Source organism: Rhizobium sp. 05L419 (assembly GCF_056397845.1).
In genome coordinates, this window is sequence record NZ_JBFTOF010000015.1 from 13,379 (window position 1) to 32,250 (window position 18,872).

An 18,872-nucleotide genomic window follows, 5' to 3' on the forward strand; every position below is an offset into this window, starting at 1 on the left:
GAAAGAGCGATGAACCGTATCCCCTTCCCCACCATGAAACGCCCCCTGATCGCCATTCTTCGCGGCATCAAGCCGGAGGAGACCGAAGGCGTGGTCGGTGCACTGATCGAAAACGGCTTGACGGCGATCGAAATCCCGCTGAATTCACCCGAGCCGTTCAAGTCGATCGAGATCGCGGCGAAGATGGCCCCCGCCGATTGCCTGATCGGTGCGGGTACCGTGCTCACGACGGAAGCCGTCGACGCCCTGCATTCGGCCGGCGGCACGCTGCTTGTCACGCCAAACGTCGATCCCGACGTCATCGTTCGCGCCCGCAACTACGGCATGGTGACCATGCCCGGCGTGTTCACGCCCACGGAAGCGCTCTTGGCGGCGCGCGCCGGCGCGACGGGGCTGAAATTCTTCCCGGCGAGCGTGCTCGGTCCGTCCGGCATCAATGCGATCCGCGCAATCCTGCCGCCGGAACTGACGATTGCTGCCGTCGGCGGCGTTTCGGACAAGAATTTTGCGGACTACACGAACGCCGGCATCATGGCCTTCGGTCTCGGCACCAGCGTCTACAAGCCGGGAATGACCGCCGCGGAGGTTGCCGAGCGAGCCAAGGTGACCATTTACGCCTACGACGCAGCGGTAGGAGCTTGAGACGCATGACTGAAATCCATGAGTTCGACGGCAAGACACTTTGCAGCACCAATTCGGTGCTTGGCGAGGGGCCGACGTATGATCCCGATACCAATACCGTCTGGTGGTTCAATATTCTCGGCAAGGAATTACACGAGCTCAATCTTTCCACGCGGGAAAAGAAGGTGCACGCGCTGCCTGTCATGGCGAGCGTGCTTGCGCGCATCGACACCGACCGGCAGTTGCTGGCGACCGAAGAGGGACTTTTCGTGCGCGATACGAAAAGCGGCAACCTGACGTTCCATGCCGCGCTCGAAAGCGACCAGCCGGAGAACCGTTCGAATGACGGCCGCACGCATCCCTCAGGGGCGCTGTGGGTCGGTACGATGAGCAAGCGCGCCGAAACGCATGCCGGGGCGATCTACCATGTTGCCCGCGGCAAGGTGACGAAGATCTTCAATGCGATCAGCATTCCGAATTCGATCTGCTTTTCGCCGGATGGTTCGATCGGCTACTATACCGATACCAGGCTCAGCCGTCTCATGCGCGTAATGGTCGATCCGGCAACCGGGCTTCCGACCGGCGAGCCGATCGTCCTGGTCGACAGCATGGAGGAACAAGGCGGCATCGACGGCTCTGTGGTCGATGCTGACGGCTATATCTGGAATGCCCGATGGGGAGGCGGATCGGTCGATCGCTACAGCCCCGATGGCCTGCGCATCGCACGCTACAAGGTCCCGACCGCACAGCCCTCCTGCCCTGCCTTCATCGGCCCGAACGCCGACCGGCTTGCCGTGACCACGGCCTGGGAGGGGCTGGACGATCAGGCGCGCTCGACACAGCCTGAAGCTGGTGCGCTTCTCGAACTGGGTGTCACAGTAAAGGGTATTTTCGATCCGGCCTACGTGCTCTAAGGCATGCCAGCGTTTCGACAGGGCGCTGCGGCCAGCGGCGCCCTGGGCAGGCCAGTGCAAGCACCTATCTGACGGAACAGTCGCCCGACCAGGTCAGCGCAAATACCTATATCGGTCAGTCGGTCTATAACGGCCAGAACGAAAGCATCGGTAGCGTCAACGACCTGATCATTAAGAAGGATGGTGGCATCGTCGCTGCAGTGATCGGCGTCGGCGGCTTCCTGGGGATCGGCGAAAAGAACGTCACCGTTCCGATGGACAAGGTTGCCATCGCCCAGAACACGCAGGACGGCAGCGTCAGGCCGAATAGGCTCCGGCACCTGGCGCGATGGACACCACTGCAACCGGTTCCACCACCAACAACTAGGATACTGCGCGCGGCTCGGATTAGTGCGCAGTGAGTACCGCGCAACCGATGGCGTCCCAAAGAGCGCCATCGGTGTTTATGCGTTGGGGCTTTATGCGCTGGCCCGCTCGCCGGCGTCGTAGTAATTTTCATGCAGGAAGCGCAATGTCGCGATACTGTCGGCGGGTTTGCCGAAGTGATAACCCTGGCCCATGCCGCAGCCAAGCATCCGAAGCTTTGTTGCTTCCGCGTAGTCCTCGATGCCTTCCGCCACGACCTCGAGATCGAGACCCTCGCACATCGTCAGGATCGCCTTGATGATGTGTTCGGAGGCGCGATCCGAATTGATGCGCGAGACGAAGGCCCGATCGATCTTAATCTTGTCGAACATGAAATCGCGCAGGCGCCCGAGGCTCGACTGTCCGGTTCCGAAATCGTCGAGCGAAATGCGCACGCCCGCCTGACGCAGATCGGCAATGATGCGATTGGCCGTATCGGCCGAGCCCATGACCGCGGTTTCGGTAATCTCGAGCTCGAGGCGATGGGGATCGAACCCGACACGGCCGAGAATGGAGAGCACACTGCCGCTGGTGCCCGGGTCCATCAGCTGGGCCGAGGAGAGATTGAAGGACAGGAAGAGTTCGCGCGGCCAGGAGAGGGCCGCCTCAGCCGCCTTGCGCAAAAGGGCCTCGGAAAGCGCATCGATAAAGCCGCGCTCTTCGGCAAGCGGCACGAATACACCGGGCGAAACGAAGCCGAGATCGGGATCGTTCCAGCGGGCCAGAGCTTCGAAGCCCACGACCTGGCTGTTGGCGAGCGAAACGATCGGCTGGAAATGCACGTCGATCGCATCGGAGATGATCGCATTTCGAAGTGCCTGCTCGAGCTGTGTCGCTCGCTTCATTTCCTGGGCGATCTCGCGCGAATAGACTGTGATCTGGCTGCGACCGCGGCGCTTGGAACGGTAGAGCGCCGTCTCTGCGCTCTTTGTCAGTTCCTCGAACTCTTCGCCGGCAAAGGGGTAGATGGCAAAGCCGAAGGACGCCGACAGGCGGACGTTGCGGTCGCCGAGATCGTAAGGCGCGGAAAGGACCTCGCGGATCATCTGCCCGAATTTCTCGGCGCTGGCGCGTTCGAAGATCAGCGGCAGGACGAAAGCAAATTCATCGCCATCGTGGCGGGTGACCAGCGCGCCGTCCGGAATGCACGCCTTGAGGCGATGGGCCACCTGGCAGAGAATTTCGTCGCCGGCGCTGGAACCGAAGAGATCGTTGATCGGCTTGAACGAATCGAGATTGGCGATGCCGATGGTGAAGGGTGCCGGGTCGCTGGCGCGCTCCGCCGATATTTGGGCGACGCGGTCTCGCATGCGATAGCGGTTGCCCAGCCCCGTCAGCGGATCCGTATAGGCCATCGTCTGAAGCTCATTCTGGCTTACGGGCACCAACGGCATATCAGCCAACATCATCGCTCAGACCCAGGAGTTTCCCCTACAGGCGGCAGGATGGCGGGCAAGTCTTAAAAATTCGATATTGGAAGACCCTCATTGGAACCGTGTTCACTCCCAAGATCTTGGGAGTTGACGCTGGCGCCTATAGCCTGGCCTGCGCACTGTCGCCGCTGATATATTTCTGGAAGATCGTCTCGAGAATGTCGGGGCTCACCGGTTTCATGATGACGTCGTCCATTCCGGCTTTCGCGCATTCGGCTCGGTCGCGCTCGAACGCCTGAGTAAGCACGCCGATGATCGGCGTTCTGGAGGGGCAGCCGTCCTCCACCTGCCGGATCAGCCGCGCCGCCTCGAAGCCATTGAAGCCGGGCAGCGAGATATCCATCAGGACGATCTTCGGCTTGTGCTCAGTCCACAGCCGCACCGCCTCATCACCGCTGGCGGCGATCAGATACCGATAGCCGAGGCCTTCGAGGATCTGCGAGAAGACGATCTGGTTGATGTCGTTGTCTTCCGCGACCAGCACATCCAGCGCCCTCGCCTCTTCGGTGGTCGTTATTTCCCAAGCGGTATCGATGCCGACTGCCGTGCTACCGCTGTTGCTGCGGTTGAAGTGCCGAGCGATCCGGAAGGTCAGCTCATTGGCAAGCTGAAAACCATCCATCACCAGAGACGGAATGCCATACTGCTCGGCAAGTTCCAGGCAGCGCATTCCCATCTGATTGTCGACGATCAGCAGATCGAGCGAGATACCGGCCGATGTCGCGATTTCCAGGAACTGCTCCTGTTCGTCTTCGCAGTGCACCGCGCACGCCTCGAAGCCATATTTCGCAAGCGTCCTGAGCGCAGCCGTCTCAGCGGCTATGTCGCCGGTCACCACCACGATTTTCCGACCGGAGAAATTCTCCGGCACGATCGCCTCCATGGCCGCCGGCTCGCGGCGCTCTCCGTTGCCATTAGGAACATAGGCGCGCCGGTAGGAGCTTCTGCTGGAGGTCGTCACCGTCGATGCCAGTTCGAATTCATCGAGATCGGCGCCGTCGCGGGGTAGATCCTGCATTGTCGAGACAAGGAAATAGCGCCCCGGCTTGCCGATGCGATGCTTGCGGGAGACAATGTCCCGCTCCGAGCCGTCGCGCGCGACCTGCCGCTGACGCGAGACCGACATCTCTCCCGTTTCCAGGACGTGGCGATCGCTTTCTTCGAACCGGGCGGCGATCTCGGGCGAAAAGAGATCGCCGCTCTTGCGTCCCAACACCTCGTCCACCGTTGTCTGAAACTTCTCGCAGAAAGCGATGTTGACGGCGACGTAATTGAGATTGCGATCTTTGACGAAGAGCGGGAAAGGCAGATTGTCGAGAATATCTTCGGTCAACTGCACCCGTTCGAGGTCCAGCCGCCACTGTTCCTCGCGCTTCTTGTCCTCCGAAATATCCGAGATGACGCAGACCCCGTATCCGCTCGCGAGACGCCGCTTCTGGAAGCGTATCCAGCAATCGTTGGCATGACGTTCGACCGCTTCGAACCGCTCGCGCCAATGCGAGGCGATCTTCTGGGACAACCAGTCCTCGCGGCTGATCGCGCCCTTACTGCCTGTCGATTGGGTGCGGATGCCGGTATCGTAGATGGCGCCCAGAAAGTCGCGAAGCCGCGTGCCGGGCTTCAGCATCGCTGCAGAAATCGGAAAGTAGTCCAGGACCTGCCTGCTGGCAAAGACCATGTGATCGGCCTTGTCATAGACAATGAAAGCGGAGGAGAGACTTTCGCAAACCGCGTCGAACAGCGCTGTCTGCAGACTGGCTTCAGCCGGCAATTCGCCACTCATAGATGATGTGTCCGCTTTTTCGAAGCCGGCACCCATTCTCATGCGTCCTACATCTGTGCGATTACAATACATTACTCGAAATATCGGGATAAAATGGCAGGTATGTCTTAAGGCGCGCTTAACGATAAGCATCGGAACATTTGGGCGGCACAAGCTTTGCCGGCAGCACTTTCTCCCTTCCCTCCGGCCCACGAATCCGCGAAAATGGCTCATGGCCATCAGACAGCTTTCCGAGACACTCATCAATCAGATCGCCGCCGGCGAGGTCATCGAACGGCCGGCGAGCGCGGCCAAGGAATTGATCGAGAACGCGCTCGACGCGGGCGCGACCCGCATCGAAATCGCAACCTCCGGCGGGGGCAAGAGCCTGCTGCGGGTTTCCGACAATGGCGCAGGCATGGACGAAACGGACCTCGAGCTGGCGGTCAGGCGGCATTGCACCTCGAAGATCTCCGACACGCTGGACGATATCCGGACACTCGGCTTTCGCGGCGAGGCGCTGCCTTCGATCGGGTCGGTGGCGCGGCTCAGCATTTCGAGCCGTCGCAGGGACAGCGCCGGCGGCAGCGAGATCGCGGTTGCGGGCGGGAAGCTCCTGCACCTGCGCCCTTCCGCATCCAATCCCGGAACGATCGTCGAGGTCCGCGATCTCTTTTTTGCAACCCCCGCGCGGCTCAAGTTCCTGAAGACGGAGAAGGCCGAGGCCGCGGCGATCACCGAGATCGTCAAGCGCATGGCAATCGCCTTCCCCGGCGTCCGCTTCGTGCTGTCGGGAACGGACCGAACGACGCTGGAATTTCCAGCGACCGGCGATGACCATCTGGCGCGCATGTCGCAGATCCTCGGAAAGGAGTTCCGCGACAATGCCATCGAGATCGATGCGGAGCGGGAAGACGTTGTACTGACCGGCTTTGCCGGCGTGCCGACCTTCAACCGCGGAAACTCGGCGCATCAGTATGCCTTCGTCAACGGTCGCCCGGTCCAGGACAAGCTGATCCTGTCGGCGATCCGCGGCGCCTATGCCGAGACCGTCCCCTCCGGACGTTATCCCGTCGCAGTCCTGTCGATCGCGATCGATCCGGCGCTGGTCGACGTCAACGTCCATCCCGCGAAGTCCGACGTGCGCTTCCGCGACCCGCAACTGGTGCGCGGCCTGCTCGTCGGCGCGATCCGCGAAGCTCTTGCCCGGGATGGCAGCCGCGCTGCAACGACGGGCGCCGACGGCATGCTGCGCTCGTTCCGCCCCGGCTTCCAGCCGAACGCCCAGCGTCCGCAGCAGCCATGGTCGGCAGAAACATCACCCTCGCGGCCTTACCATCAGCCTGCCAATGGCGGCTTCGGCGAGCGCCCGCAGGCATCCTTTGACGGCCTTATGACACCCACCGCACGCAGCGAGGTCTCACAGCCATCCTGGACCTCGCCGCCGCCTGTGTCCGAAACGGCGGCGCGCTATCCCTTGGGAGCTGCGCGCGCGCAGATCCACGAAAACTACATCGTCGCGCAGACCGACGACGGCCTTGTCATCGTCGATCAGCACGCCGCACATGAGCGCCTGGTGTTCGAGGCGATGCGCAAGGCGCTGCACTCCAAGCGGCTGGCTTCGCAGGTGCTTCTGATCCCTGAGATCGTCGACCTGCCGGAAGAGGATTGCGACCGGCTGATGCGATTTTCCGCCGACCTCGGTGAACTTGGCCTTGCCATCGAACGCTTCGGACCCGGCGCGATCGCGGTCAGGGAAACGCCGGCGATGCTCGGCGAGGTGGATGCAGCAGGGCTGATCCGCCAGTTGGCAGACGAGATCGCCGAATGGGATACGGCATCCGGTCTATCGGCAAAACTTGAATACGTCGCCGCGACCATGGCCTGCCACGGATCGGTGCGATCGGGCCGGCGCCTGCGGCCGGAAGAGATGAATGCGCTTCTGCGCCAGATGGAAGTGACGCCGGGTTCGGGCCAGTGCAACCACGGACGGCCGACCTATATCGAGCTGAAGCTTTCGGACATCGAGCGGTTGTTCGGCAGAAGCTGAAAAATGCTGGCAATGACGTCTGCGCCGGGTTATGGCAGGGAAATGACCGGCAGCAAGGAACGGAGCGAATGAACTTGTTCGAAGGGAATGGAAACCGCGAGGCACAGATAAAGTATCTCGATGCGGACTTTCAGATCCTGTCGCCGGGCTCCTATGTCGTCTGCGCGATTACCGGAAAGCAGATTCCGCTCGATGAACTGCGCTACTGGAGCGTCGCCCGGCAGGAGCCCTATGCCGACGCCATGTCGTCGCTTGAAGCCGACAAGCGCGCCGGCGTGCTGCCGAACCAGAAGCGGTAGCCCCTAGGCCTTCTGCTTTTCCTTCAGCCGGCGCTCGCGGCAGGCTTCGATGGCACGATCGATGATAAGGCCCGGCGCAAGGTGATCGGCGAACGCCATCTCCACCTCGATGACCCTGCAGCGTGCGGCAAGCTCCTCGGCTTTGCCGTGGTGGCCTGCGAGCCGCACGAAATCCTTCGACGTCGTGACGATCTGAAGACCTTCTCGTTCGGCCGTCCCGAGAATGTCATCGATCTCATCCTCCGTCAGGTGCTCATGATCGCCGAATGACTGCCGGACTGCGATATGCGCCCCGACGGATTCCACCGTGCGAAAGAATTTTGACGGGTCGGCGATGCCCGCGAAGGCCAGAACGCTGCGCCCAGCCAGGTCGGTGCCCGCCGACACCTGCAGAGCTGCGGTAAAATAAGGCTTTGCGGCACGCGCGGCGATGCGGACGATCTTGTCGGCGGCTGTTCCTGTGCCGACCTTCAGCAATGCGGTGGCGTAGCGCAACTGCTGGCGGATCGGCGCGCGAACAGGGCCGCTGGGGACGATATGGCCATTACCGAGGCCACGGGTCGCGTCGATCACCAGCAGCGCGTAGTCGATCGCAAGTCGCGCACTCTGGAAGCCGTCATCCATGATGATCAGGTCGACGCCTTCCTTGACAAGGCGCTGAGCGCCTTCGGCTCGCCGCCGCGAAATGACCGTCAAAGCCTCGCGAGCGAGTAGCAGCGGCTCGTCGCCAACGGCAACGGCGCGGTGATGGACCGGATCGACGACCGTCGTGACATCCAGCGAGCCGCCATAGCCGCGGCTGAGGAAGCCGGGCTTGAGGCCTTTGGCTTTGGCGGCGCGGGCAATCGTCAGCGCGGTCGGGGTCTTGCCCGCTCCGCCGACGGTGAAGTTGCCGACGCAGATGACCGGAATGGGGACGGTCGCCCGCTTGCCATTCGCCATGCGGTAACCGGAAATTCGTCCGTAGAGAAAGGAAATAGGATAGAGCGTCCAGGCACGCCAATCGGCCTTCGTCCACCAGAAAGGCGGCGCTTCGGATACCATTCTTGCCGTCCTGCGTTTCGCACCGCGGGCCTGGCGCCCGCGGTTCTCATCCCCAACCGGCCAGAAAGAGAAGGCAGTTTTCAAGAAAAAGCAAGCCTTTGGTCGGTCAGGCGAGCTGAAGATCGGGCAACAGCCCCTCAAGCTCGGTGATATCGTTGAGGCAATAATCCGAGGCCGCGGCGAGCGACTCGCGTGATCCGGTGCCGGTCAGCACCGCAACCGTCACACCCGCCTTCGCATTGCGGCCCATGTGAAGATCGTGGTTGTTATCGCCGACAACGGCGATCTCTGTGGGGTCGAGACCTGTCGCGGCACAGAAGCCAAGCACCATGCCCGGCTCCGGCTTTGTGCCGAAGCCGCTGTCGTAGCCTGCCACATAATCCACGACATCGGCGAAACCGAAGCGCTGAGCCGTCTGCCGGATCGAGCGCTCGTTGTCGCTTGACGCTATGCCGAGACGAAAGCCGCGGGCATGAAGGCGGCGAAAAAATGCCGCCAGATCCGTCACGGGCACGGAAAATTCGGCGGCGTTGGAGAAGAGCTCATCGAGCTTGGTCGTCAGTTCGGCGGCATCGATCCGGGAACCGGCCGCGACCAGTCCATCGGCGATCTGCCGGGTGTTGCCTGCGGCCAGCAGACTGTCGGGAACGATATGGCCGGTTACCGGATCCATGCCGCATGCCGTCAGCAGATGATCGGCGAGTTGCCGATCATCTTCGGACGCGATGCGCGCAAGTTCGCGGTTCACCGGCAGCCAGCTCTCGTCGTAGTCGAGAAGCGTGCCGTCCTTGTCGAAGAGAATGCCTTTGATCGCCCGCATGCCAACTTGCTTTCAGCGTTGTGCTGCCGTCTTCGGCAGCAATCTTGCCTTGACCGTCAGCGGATTGACGTAGGGTTCCAGTCCCTTCATCGTCGCCGTCAGTGCTCCGCGCATTTCTTGCACAGCCACGATGCCGGCCTCGATCATATTGCGGCGCGCGTGGTCGTTGCTCAGCAAATAATGCACGCCCTTGGCAAGCATTTCGGTGTCGCGAACCATGCGGGCGCTGCCGCGACGCGCGAGCGTCTGGTAGGCGTCGCGGAAATTCTGGACATTGCTGCCCGACAGGACTGCGCAGCCGAGCATAGCCGGCTCCAGCGGATTCTGGCCGCCCTCGGCAAACAGCGAACGTCCGACGAAAGCCACTTCCGTGAGGCGCAGATAAAGGCCCATCTCGCCGATCGTGTCGCCCAGGAAGACATCGACGTCAGGCGACAGGATATCCTCGCGGGTGCGGCGTGCGACCTTGAGGCCCTGCTTGACGAGTTCCGCCTCGATGGCGTCGGCGCGTTCTGGATGACGCGGCACGATGATCGTCAGCTGACCGTCGCGCTCCTTCAGCGTCCGATGGACGATGCCGGCCGCCTTTTCCTCACCGTCGAACGTGGAGATCGCAGCCCAGGTCTTTCGCTCGCCAAGCTGCTTCTTGTAGCGGGCAAATACAGCCGCATCATAGGAAGGCGCATCGGTATCGACCTTCAGGTTCCCCGACATGATCACCTGGCGGGCGCCGAGATCGCGGAAACGCTCCGCGTCGACATCCGACTGCGCGATGACGAGCGCCAGATTTTCGAACAGCGCTTCGGCCAGGGATGGCCGGCGGCCCCATCTATCGAAGGAACGATCCGACATGCGGGCATTGACGAGGATCTGCGGAATGCGGCGCCGGCCAAGCTCCATCACGGTCGCCGGCCAGATTTCGGACTCGGCAATGATGACGCAATCGGGCTGCCAGTAGCTCAGGAAGCGGCTGACCGCAGGCTTCAGATCCAGCGGTACGTACTGATGGATCGCCTCGTTGCCGATACGCTCGGCGGCAAGCTTCGCGGACGTGACCGTACCGGTCGTTAAAATAACGTGAATGTCGCGCCGACGGATTTCACGGATCAGCGGAATGACCGCATTCATCTCGCCGACGCTTGCCGCGTGAAACCATACCAGCGGTCCCGCAGGCCGGTCGGCGCTGGCATAGCCGGAACGCTCCAGCCGGCGCGCGCGCTCTTCCTTGCCCTTTGCGGCACGGTACGCCAGATACCCGCCGACAAACGGGGACAACAGCGTACCCGCAGTCTGATAGACACCCAGCGCTAACCGCGCCATGCGACCGCTCATCTGACCTGTCTCCGATCAAGGATGATCGACATGAACCCATTCCCAATTATCGTTGCGGCCGGAATGACCGATCAGTTTGTTCAGAATGCGTCAGCAGCCGCCTCGGCGGCCAGGAGCAGTTCGCCGGGATCTCAGCTTATTTGTCGGACTTGTCTTCCGGATCCAGCAGGCGATGCATATGGACAATGAAATAACGCATGTGCGCATTGTCCACGGTGGACTGCGCCTTGGACTTCCAGGCCGTCAATGCGGAGGCGTAGTCCGGGAAAATACCGACAATATCCAGGCCGCTGAGATCGCGGAACTGAACGTCGTCAAGACTTTCCAGTTCACCGCCAAATACGAGGTGCAACAGCTGTTTCTTCTCACCGGAATTCGTCATCGTAGTCTCTTTCCTTGTCTGCTCCTCCGCCGCTTCATCTGAGGGATTTTGACGGAAACGTCAACTGCCTCATCGCGCGCCGACGTGCGTTATCAAATCGTTCAGACGCGGCTGCGAAGCGGCGCAAAGCTCGCCATGGCGAACCTCCGCTTTGTTGTAGACAAGGTCGTTCCCATCGAGATCGACGAGACGTCCGCCTGCCCGCTCCAGGATGAGATCGGCTGCAGCAAGATCCCAGTCGTGCGAGTTGCGCTTGACGAAGGTCCCGTCAATACTGCCGTCGGCAACCATGGCAATGCGATAGGCAAGCGAGGGCACATGCTTGACGCGCTCGATCCGGCGCCGCAGCACCTCGGGAAAGCTGCCGAGCACGTCTTCGGCGATGGCGAAACGGGCGGGCGTTTCCAGCGGCGTTGCTGATACGGCGATCGACTTGCCGTTCTTCAGCGCCACACCGCCCGCCGTTGCTTCGTAAAACTCGTCCAGCGCAGGCGCATAGAGCACGCCAGCGACCGGCCGGCCCCGATGGACGACGGCGACGCTCACGCACCAGAGGTTCTGTCCGGCCAGAAACGCCCGGGTACCGTCGATCGGATCGATGATGAACAGCGTGGCCTGAGACAGCCGCTCCGTATTGTCGTCCGTCTCTTCCGATAGCCAGCCGTAGTCCGGACGCGCACCGCCAAGGATCGTCTGGAGCGTTTCGTTGGCGGCAAAATCGGCAGCACTGACGGGCGATCTGCCCTCGTTCTTCCACCACACCTCGGGCGACTGATTGAAATGGCTGAGAGCGACGGCGCCAGCCTGCCTTGCGGCGTCGGCGATCAATTCCAGATCGCTCTGCCAGCGGGCCATATCCACGTCGCTCATTCCATCAATCCAATCCGTCAGCGGCCCGCAAGCGTCATTCCTTCGATCGCCAGCGTCGGCGCGGCGACACCATATTTGCGGTCAATGTCGTTTGCCGGCGTCACCCGCATGAACATGTCTTTCAGGTTCGATGCAATCGTTACCTCGGAAACGGCGAAGGTCAGTTCACCGTTTTCAATCCAGAAGCCGGTGGCGCCACGGCTGTATTCGCCGGTAATCATGTTGACGCCCTGGCCGATCAGCTCGGTGACGTAGAAACCGTTCCCGACGCTTCGGATCAGATCCTCGGGCGACACGTTGCCTGGCTCAAGGGCAAGGTTTGTCGACGCGGGCGTCACCGCGTTGCCGCCGCGCACGCCGCGTCCATTGGTTTCCATCCCGATTTCGCGCGCCGTCGATGTCGACAGGAACCAGTGCTTCAGCACGCCGTCCTCGATCATCACCAGCTTCTCGCCGGAGATGCCTTCGCCATCGAAGGGACGCGACGACGGGCCGCGCACGATCAACGGGTCATCGGTAATCGACAGCCCCGCCTTGAGGACCTGCTGTCCCATCTTGTCACGCAGGAAGCTGGTCTTTCGTGCAACCGAGGCACCATTGATCGCGCCTGCGATGTGGCCGACGAAGCCGCGGGCGACGCGCGGATCGAAGATGACGGTGACGTCCTTGCCGGTATCGACCTGGCGCGGGTTGAGGCGTCTGATTGCCCGCTCGCCGGCACGCCGGCCGATATCGGCAGCGTCGTCCAGCTCTGCGAAATAGATGCGACTGTCGAAATCGTAGTCGCGCTCCATGCCGGTGCCCTCGCCGGCAATGACGCTGACAGAGCGGCCGAAGCGAGACGCCATGTAGCTGCCTTCGAAGCCGTGCGAGGTGACGAGAACGAGCCCTCCCCTACCGGCAGACGCGCCTGCGCCGGACGAATTGGTGACGCCCTTGACCGCCAGCCCTGCCTCTTCGGCGGCAAGAGCGTCTTCCGCCAGTTGCTCTGATGACACCTCGGTCGTGTCGAGCAATTGCAGGTCGGGATAGGACCTCGCGAGCTTGTCCTCGTCGGCGAGGCAGGCGAACGGGTCCTCCGGCGATACCTTGGCCATCGCAACGGCGCGCTCGGCAAGGGCCGAAAGGTCGAAGCCTGGGTTGGCGGAAACACTGGCAACGCGCTGGCCAATGAAGACGCGCAGCGAAAAATCATCGCTTTCGGACGATTCCGTTCCCTCCACCTTGCCAAGGCGCACGCTGACCGATTGCGAGCGGGACCGCACGACGACCGCATCGGCGGCGTCGGCTCCGGCTTTCCTGGCGAGGTCGATCAGTTGGCTTGCGCGGGAAAGAAGCGTCGAGGAGTCGATTTCAGAGGACATGATTTGGCCTTTCCTTCGCGTTCCATTTATTGTGCGCTACGGAAAGCATCAAGGCCGAGAGCGCCGATTCTTTTCTGCACTGCTTACGCCGCCTTCCCGCCGAGAAAGAACGCCGCACCATGTCCGAGCCCAACGCGCTTTTTACTGAAACGATCCTGCTGCTCGGCGGCGCCGTCGTGTCGGCACCGATCTTCAAGCGGCTTGGGCTTGGAACCGTGCTCGGCTACCTCGCAGCCGGTGTGGTGATTGGCCCTATCTTTCATGGACTTACGGACGGTGAGCAGATCCTGAACGTCGCCGAGCTTGGCGTCGTTTTCCTGCTGTTCATTATCGGCCTGGAACTGAAACCAAGCCGCCTGTGGCAGATGCGGCGCGACATTTTCGGACTAGGAACCGCCCAGGTCGGAGCAACCGGACTGCTGCTGACGCTGCTGACCTATTTTTCCGGCGTTCTCGATTGGCGGGGAAGCATCATCGCCGGCTTCGGACTTGCGCTCTCCTCCACCGCATTCGCAATGCAGATTCTCGACGAGGAAGGCGAGGTGAACTCGCGGTACGGACAACGTTCCTTCTCGATGCTTTTGTTTCAGGACCTTGCGATCGTGCCGCTGCTCGCCCTGATCAACATTCTCGACACCGGCAAGGGGCACGGCGCGCCGGTTCTCGACTTCGCCATGGCGATCGGCGCCATCGGCGCGATGATCATCATGGGCCGATATCTGTTGACGCCGCTTTTCCAGATTATCGCCCGGACCGGAGCGCGCGAGGCAATGATCGCCGCAGCGCTCTTCGTGGTCATGGGATCGGCGAGCCTGATGCAGCTTGCCGGGCTCTCCATGGCCATGGGGGCTTTTCTTGCCGGCGTCATGCTGGCGGAATCCTCCTACCGGCACGAGCTCGAGGCCGACATCGAGCCCTTCCGCGGCGTCCTGCTTGCGATCTTCTTCATCGCAGTCGGCCTGTCGCTTCAGCTTGACGTGCTGTGGGACAATACACTGCTGATCGTCGTCACTGTGCCTGTGATCATGGCCGCAAAGGCAATCGTCATCTATGCGCTCTGCCGCCTGACTGGCTCCCCGCACGACGATGCCATCCGCATCGCTTTCCTTTTGCCGCAAGGCGGCGAATTCGGTTTCGTGCTTTTCTCGGCGGCCGGCGCCGCCGGCCTGATGGCCTCGAGCACGGCATCCCTGCTGATCGCGATCGTCACGCTCTCCATGGCGCTGACCCCGATCGGCACCATGCTGTCGAAAAGGCTACTGAACGGGGAGGAGCAGGAGGAGCTCGACGAGGATTTTGCGGGTGCGGGCGCCGACGTCCTGATGGTCGGCTTCTCCCGCTTCGGGCAGATTGCGGCACAGATACTGCTTGCCGGCGGGCGGGCGGTGACGGTGATCGACGTTTCCGCAGACCGTATCCGCCAAGCTTCATCCTTCGGCTTCCGCATCTATTTCGGCGACGGCACCCGCAAGGACGTGTTGCGGGCTGCCGGTATCGACCATGCCAAGATCGTCGTCGTCTGCACGCAGAAGCGCGAAGTCACCGACAAGATCGTGGAACTCGTGCAGGCGGACTATCCGCACGCGAAGCTGTTCGTGCGCTCCTACGACCGCATCCACTCGATTGCGCTGCGCAACCGCAACGTCGACTACGAACTGCGCGAGACGCTGGAATCCGGCCTGCTGTTCGGGAGGCGGACGCTGGAAGCGCTCGGCATCAGCGAAACCGACGCCTACGAGATCGGCGAGGACATCCGCCGCCGCGACGAGCAGCGGCTGGTGCTGCAGGTCTCGGAAGGACTGCAGGCCGGGCGCGACATGTTGTTCTCGCAGCCGGTCACGCCCGAGCCGCTGGTGAAGCCCAAACGCGCGGCGGATTTCGATGATGATGACCTTTTGGCAGGCACGGCCGAAGCGACGGCGGACGCCTAGAACCGCCGTGCACTTTTGCTGGAATACTCTAGGCCTTGAGGCGTGCTTCGATCTCGCGATCGAGCGCGTATTTCAGCTCGTCCTTGACGCCGGCCGACATGGTGAGAACGTCCCGGGCTTTCAGGAAATCCATGACGCCCGTGCGTCCGACCACGGGGCGCAGAAAGATATGCGGCGCCTGCAGCTTGAGCTTCAAAGAAATAGCGGTCTGCATCATCAACTGGCCGGAGCCAAAGATGCTCTCCATGCGGTTCGGGATGTGCGTTCCATCGCCTTCGGGAGCGCCGACGACATCGATGCCGATCACGATGTCGGCAAGGTCCATTAGGCATTCGTAGGGCACCGGGTTACTGATGCCGCCATCGATCATAACCCTGCCATGCAGGCGAACCGGCATGAAGACGGCGGGTATGGCGGACGATGCTGCGAGGGCAGGGAAAAGCGCCCCCTCCTTCACGAGCACCTCGGCCTGTGCGTAATAGTCCGTCGCCGTCACCGTCATCGGGATCAGCAGATCCTCGAAGCGCTCCGGCAGCTCGGCCGGCAGGAAGGCCTTGAGGATGCGCTCAAGGTTGAATTGGCCGATGCGAACTCCGTTGGCGACGGCGTCGCGCACCGTTTGCGGACGAAGTCCCCAGAGCCGGCTGACGACCGCCCCCTTGTTGCCGACAGTCATCAGGGCATGTTCGCGGATGGCGGCCCCCGTCATCCCGGCCGCCATGCCGGCGCCCATGATAGCGCCGATCGAGGAGCCCGATATCGCGACCGGGCGAATGCCGAGCTCGTCAAGGGTTTCGATAACATGGATGTGGGAGAGGCCGCGAGCACCGCCACCGCCAAAGGCGACGGCAATTCTCGGCAAGGACCCATGCGGCGTATCTTGTGCGGCAGGCGACTCGGTACTGGTCTTCTCGGCCTGCTGCACCTCTACCCCCAACGATAGTCCGCTATTTACTGAGGCTGATAGCGGAAGAAATGAACCCTGGTGTCGCCAAAAATACGGCTTTCCAGAAAGAGATAGGAAGGATCGACCGAAACGGCAACGTCGGCGCGTTCCTCGAGCACGGCAATCGCACCGGTCTCCAACCAGCCACCCTTGGCGGCAGCTGCCATCGCCTTTTCCCCAAGACCCTTGCCATAGGGCGGATCGGCAAAGAGCATCTGGAACGGCTCAAGATTGCCGACGCTGCCGAGATCGGTTGCGTCGCGTCTCAAGATGCGCGTCTTGCCGTGCAGGCCGAGCGCGTCGATGTTCTCCCAGAGCAGCCCCCTGCCCTCGACGCTGTTTTCGACAAACAGCGCATGACGGCAACCGCGCGAGACGGCCTCAAGGCCGACGGCACCGGTACCGGCAAACAGGTCCAGTATCCGGGTGCCATCGACGCATTCCGGATAGGCATGGCTCAGAATATTGAACAGGCTCTCACGCGTCCGGTCGGCAGTCGGCCGGATGTCGTTTGATTTAGGTACGGCGAGCGGCCGTCCGCGAAACTCACCGCCGACGATCCGCACCGCGCGTCATTCCCTTCCCTTTAGGTCCACCACGCGACGGCCCGCCCGAAGGCTTGCCACCGCCACCCGGCCGATCGCCCGAAGGCTTGCCGGAGAAACTCTTGCCCCCACCTGGCTTGCCGCCGAAGCTCTTTCCCCGCGGCTTGTCACCGGAAGGCCTGTCGCCGGCCGGCCGGTCGCTGCGTGCCGGACGGTCAGCGAAGGAACGCGGACGTTCGGCGCCCTCTTCGCGCGGCTTGCGATCACCGCGAGGCTTGTCGCCGAACGGGCGATCGCCGGACGGACGCTCCGAACGCGCCTCGCCGGAAAAGCTCTTGGCGCGCGGACGGCGCGGCTTGTCACCGGATGGACGGTCGCTGCGTGCAGGACGGTCACCGAAAGAACGCGGGCGCTCGGCACCCTCTTCGCGCGGCTTGCGGTCGCCACGAGGCTTGTCGCCGAACGGACGATCACCACGAGGGGGGCGGTCACCGGCTGGCCGGTCGCCGCGTGCCGGACGATCCCCATAAGGTCTGTCACTGCGTGCCGGACGGTCGCTGCGTGCAGGGCGGTCGCCGTAGGAACGCGGGCGCTCGGCAACCTCTTCGCGCGGCTTGCGGTCGCCGCGAGGCTTGTCGCCGAACGGGCGGTCGCCACGAGGGGGGCGATCACCGGCCGGCCTGTCGCCACGAGGCGGACGATCGCCATGGGGCCTTTCGCCACGTGCGGTACGGTCGCCGCGAGGCGGGCGGTCGCCGAAAGGCTTGTCGCCGCGCGCGCCAGATGGGCGATCGCCGGAGCGCTTGCGGCCACCCTCTTCGTTGCTGACTTCGCTGGAACGGATCCACTCGCCTTCGTCATCGCGGGCACGGTTGACCTGGACGCGCGGACCGGTGTCGTCGTAGCGGGTCGGCTGCGGCTTGGCACGGCCGGGCTTCTCGCCGCGCTTGAGTGCGGTCTGGGCATTCTTCTCGGCCTTGGCGGTGGCCTTCTCGCCCAGCGGACGGGCGCCGGGCGCCATCCAGACGTTGGCGTTGCGGCGGCTGCCGAGCGCCGGGCGCTTCGGCCGGTCGTCGTCCTTGCGCCCGCCATCACGTCCACCATCGCGGCCACCACCATCACGACGTTCGTCGCGGCGATCATCGCGCTTGGTGTCGAGGCGGCTCAAGGCGCGTTCGCGCTTGTCTTCCGGCTTCCATGAACGCTCGCGGCGTTCCGGCTTGGCTTCGACCTCTTCTTCGGCGGCAACAGCCGACGCGTTGTAGATCGGCGCGTCGAAATTGGCCTTGGCATCCTCGATCAGGCGGGGGCCGAGCTGGTCGCGGAGCGTACGGCCGCGCACCTCGACAACCTCGCGCTCCGGCAGATCGCCGAGCTGGAAGGGTCCATAGGAAATGCGGATGAGGCGGTTGACGTCGAGGCCGAGCGCGCCGAGCACGTTCTTGATTTCGCGGTTCTTGCCTTCGCGAAGCCCCATGGTCAGCCAGACGTTGGAGCCCTGCGTACGGTCGAGCGTCGCTTCGATCGCACCATAGAGCACGCCGTCGACGGCGATGCCGTCCTTCAGCTTATCGAGTGCGTCCTGATCGATCTCGCCGTGGGCGCGCACGCGGTAGCGGCGCAGCCAGCCTGTCGTCGGCAATTCCAGCGCGCGGGCAAGGCCGCCGTCGTTGGTGAGCAGCAGCAGACCTTCGGTATTGATATCTAGGCGTCCGATCGACATGACGCGCGGCAGATCGTCCGGCAGATTGTCGAAAACTGTCGGGCGGCCTTCCGGATCGGAGTTCGTGGTCACGAGGCCGGCGGGCTTGTGGTAGAGCCAGAGGCGCGTGCGCTCGATGCCGCGGATCGGCACGCCGTCCACTTCGATCCTGTCCTCGAGCGTGACGTTGACAACGGGCGTGTCGAGAAGCTTGCCGTTCAGCGTGACGCGGCCTTCCATGATCATGCGCTCGATGTCGCGGCGCGAGGCAACGCCGGCACGCGCCATCACCTTGGAGATGCGTTCCGCCTTGGCGTCGCTATCGGCCGTGCTCGCCTCGGTCCTGGCGAACGTCTTTGCGGGCTTCGCGCCGGATTTCGGAGCGTTATCGCGCGGAGATGGCTTGCCGCCAGGCCGTTTTGGCTTGTCTTTGAATGTCATTTGTTGTTTGC

16 protein-coding genes and 1 pseudogene are annotated in these 18,872 nt (G+C 62.7%); 6 read left to right on the forward strand and 11 right to left on the reverse strand.

The features are described 5' to 3' along the window. The first annotated feature begins 9 nt into the window (after window positions 1-9). The 3 genes and pseudogenes from AC1DMK_RS18740 to AC1DMK_RS18750 form a co-directional block, all read left to right on the forward strand. Complete coding sequence (locus AC1DMK_RS18740) at window positions 10-642, forward strand: 2-dehydro-3-deoxy-6-phosphogalactonate aldolase (protein WP_477861004.1); 633 nt, start codon at window positions 10-12, stop codon at window positions 640-642. A 5-nt stretch (window positions 643-647) separates the two neighbouring features. Beyond that, the gene (locus AC1DMK_RS18745) at window positions 648-1,535 is read left to right on the forward strand and encodes an SMP-30/gluconolactonase/LRE family protein (protein WP_037059727.1); all 888 of its coding nucleotides are present in this window, start codon (window positions 648-650) and stop codon (window positions 1,533-1,535) included. Between the two features lie 65 nt (window positions 1,536-1,600). Next, a pseudogene (locus tag AC1DMK_RS18750) lies at window positions 1,601-1,837 on the forward strand (PRC-barrel domain-containing protein); the annotation flags it as partial. A gap of 156 nt (window positions 1,838-1,993) precedes the next feature. Here AC1DMK_RS18750 and AC1DMK_RS18755 read toward each other — a convergent pair. Together AC1DMK_RS18755 and AC1DMK_RS18760 are read right to left on the reverse strand one after the other, a co-directional pair. Further along, window positions 1,994-3,349, reverse strand: a complete 1,356-nt coding sequence (locus AC1DMK_RS18755; protein ID WP_477861007.1) for a putative bifunctional diguanylate cyclase/phosphodiesterase — start codon at window positions 3,347-3,349, stop codon at window positions 1,994-1,996. A gap of 124 nt (window positions 3,350-3,473) precedes the next feature. Further along, complete coding sequence (locus AC1DMK_RS18760) at window positions 3,474-5,192, reverse strand: response regulator (protein ID WP_477861009.1); 1,719 nt, start codon at window positions 5,190-5,192, stop codon at window positions 3,474-3,476. A gap of 175 nt (window positions 5,193-5,367) precedes the next feature. Between AC1DMK_RS18760 and mutL the strand changes: the two genes are divergently transcribed. Together mutL and AC1DMK_RS18770 are read left to right on the forward strand one after the other, a co-directional pair. Then, the gene (mutL, locus tag AC1DMK_RS18765; RefSeq protein ID WP_477861011.1) at window positions 5,368-7,185 is read left to right on the forward strand and encodes a DNA mismatch repair endonuclease MutL; all 1,818 of its coding nucleotides are present in this window, start codon (window positions 5,368-5,370) and stop codon (window positions 7,183-7,185) included. 68 nt (window positions 7,186-7,253) lie between these two features. Further along, a complete protein-coding gene (locus AC1DMK_RS18770) occupies window positions 7,254-7,484 on the forward strand; it encodes a DUF2093 domain-containing protein (protein WP_037059721.1) in 231 nt (76 codons plus the stop codon). Between the two features lie 3 nt (window positions 7,485-7,487). Here the strand turns inward: AC1DMK_RS18770 and lpxK are convergent, their stop codons facing one another. The 6 genes from lpxK to AC1DMK_RS18800 form a co-directional block, all read right to left on the reverse strand. After that, window positions 7,488-8,528 (reverse strand): tetraacyldisaccharide 4'-kinase, encoded by a 1,041-nt coding sequence (gene lpxK, locus AC1DMK_RS18775; protein ID WP_037059719.1) that lies wholly within the window; start codon window positions 8,526-8,528, stop codon window positions 7,488-7,490. A gap of 106 nt (window positions 8,529-8,634) precedes the next feature. Further along, on the reverse strand, window positions 8,635-9,348 hold the full coding sequence (locus tag AC1DMK_RS18780; RefSeq protein WP_477861013.1) for an HAD family hydrolase: 714 nt from the start codon (window positions 9,346-9,348) through the stop codon (window positions 8,635-8,637). A gap of 12 nt (window positions 9,349-9,360) precedes the next feature. Beyond that, window positions 9,361-10,680, reverse strand: a complete 1,320-nt coding sequence (gene waaA / locus AC1DMK_RS18785; RefSeq protein ID WP_477861015.1) for a lipid IV(A) 3-deoxy-D-manno-octulosonic acid transferase — start codon at window positions 10,678-10,680, stop codon at window positions 9,361-9,363. A gap of 136 nt (window positions 10,681-10,816) precedes the next feature. Continuing rightward, window positions 10,817-11,062: a DUF4170 domain-containing protein gene (locus tag AC1DMK_RS18790; RefSeq protein ID WP_037059712.1), complete on the reverse strand. Its 246-nt coding sequence runs from the start codon at window positions 11,060-11,062 to the stop codon at window positions 10,817-10,819. A 69-nt stretch (window positions 11,063-11,131) separates the two neighbouring features. After that, window positions 11,132-11,932, reverse strand: coding sequence for a 3'(2'),5'-bisphosphate nucleotidase CysQ (locus AC1DMK_RS18795; protein WP_477861018.1), 801 nt, complete (start codon window positions 11,930-11,932; stop codon window positions 11,132-11,134). A gap of 17 nt (window positions 11,933-11,949) precedes the next feature. Continuing rightward, entirely contained in the window at window positions 11,950-13,296 is a 1,347-nt protein-coding gene (locus tag AC1DMK_RS18800) for a TldD/PmbA family protein (RefSeq protein WP_477861020.1), read from the reverse strand. Window positions 13,297-13,415: 119 nt separating this feature from the next. On the opposite strand from AC1DMK_RS18800, the gene AC1DMK_RS18805 reads away from it, so the two are divergent. Next, a complete protein-coding gene (locus AC1DMK_RS18805; RefSeq protein WP_477861022.1) occupies window positions 13,416-15,227 on the forward strand; it encodes a monovalent cation:proton antiporter-2 (CPA2) family protein in 1,812 nt (603 codons plus the stop codon). Between the two features lie 28 nt (window positions 15,228-15,255). Here the strand turns inward: AC1DMK_RS18805 and AC1DMK_RS18810 are convergent, their stop codons facing one another. Genes AC1DMK_RS18810 through AC1DMK_RS18820 form a run of 3 tightly spaced genes read right to left on the reverse strand, consistent with a single transcriptional unit; the run spans window position 15,256 to window position 18,861 of the window. After that, the gene (locus tag AC1DMK_RS18810) at window positions 15,256-16,152 is read right to left on the reverse strand and encodes a patatin-like phospholipase family protein (RefSeq protein WP_037059708.1); all 897 of its coding nucleotides are present in this window, start codon (window positions 16,150-16,152) and stop codon (window positions 15,256-15,258) included. Between the two features lie 26 nt (window positions 16,153-16,178). Further along, the gene (gene rsmD / locus AC1DMK_RS18815; RefSeq protein ID WP_037059707.1) at window positions 16,179-16,739 is read right to left on the reverse strand and encodes a 16S rRNA (guanine(966)-N(2))-methyltransferase RsmD; all 561 of its coding nucleotides are present in this window, start codon (window positions 16,737-16,739) and stop codon (window positions 16,179-16,181) included. Continuing rightward, window positions 16,720-18,861: a pseudouridine synthase gene (locus AC1DMK_RS18820; protein ID WP_477861024.1), complete on the reverse strand. Its 2,142-nt coding sequence runs from the start codon at window positions 18,859-18,861 to the stop codon at window positions 16,720-16,722. Before AC1DMK_RS18820 ends, rsmD begins: the two co-directional genes overlap by 20 nt. Window positions 18,862-18,872: the final 11 nt, after the last annotated feature.

Coding starts and splice junctions, on each gene's coding strand:
- AC1DMK_RS18805 (WP_477861022.1), top strand. CDS start 13,416: ATGTCCGAGCCCAACGCGCTTTTTACTGAAACGATCCTGCTGCTCGGC.
- AC1DMK_RS18800 (WP_477861020.1), bottom strand. CDS start 13,296: ATGTCCTCTGAAATCGACTCCTCGACGCTTCTTTCCCGCGCAAGCCAA.
- AC1DMK_RS18740 (WP_477861004.1), top strand. CDS start 10: ATGAACCGTATCCCCTTCCCCACCATGAAACGCCCCCTGATCGCCATT.
- AC1DMK_RS18780 (WP_477861013.1), bottom strand. CDS start 9,348: ATGCGGGCGATCAAAGGCATTCTCTTCGACAAGGACGGCACGCTTCTC.
- lpxK (WP_037059719.1), bottom strand. CDS start 8,528: ATGGTATCCGAAGCGCCGCCTTTCTGGTGGACGAAGGCCGATTGGCGT.
- waaA (WP_477861015.1), bottom strand. CDS start 10,680: ATGAGCGGTCGCATGGCGCGGTTAGCGCTGGGTGTCTATCAGACTGCG.
- AC1DMK_RS18820 (WP_477861024.1), bottom strand. CDS start 18,861: ATGACATTCAAAGACAAGCCAAAACGGCCTGGCGGCAAGCCATCTCCG.
- AC1DMK_RS18755 (WP_477861007.1), bottom strand. CDS start 3,349: ATGATGTTGGCTGATATGCCGTTGGTGCCCGTAAGCCAGAATGAGCTT.
- mutL (WP_477861011.1), top strand. CDS start 5,368: ATGGCCATCAGACAGCTTTCCGAGACACTCATCAATCAGATCGCCGCC.
- AC1DMK_RS18790 (WP_037059712.1), bottom strand. CDS start 11,062: ATGACGAATTCCGGTGAGAAGAAACAGCTGTTGCACCTCGTATTTGGC.
- AC1DMK_RS18745 (WP_037059727.1), top strand. CDS start 648: ATGACTGAAATCCATGAGTTCGACGGCAAGACACTTTGCAGCACCAAT.
- AC1DMK_RS18795 (WP_477861018.1), bottom strand. CDS start 11,932: ATGAGCGACGTGGATATGGCCCGCTGGCAGAGCGATCTGGAATTGATC.
- AC1DMK_RS18760 (WP_477861009.1), bottom strand. CDS start 5,192: ATGGGTGCCGGCTTCGAAAAAGCGGACACATCATCTATGAGTGGCGAA.
- AC1DMK_RS18770 (WP_037059721.1), top strand. CDS start 7,254: ATGAACTTGTTCGAAGGGAATGGAAACCGCGAGGCACAGATAAAGTAT.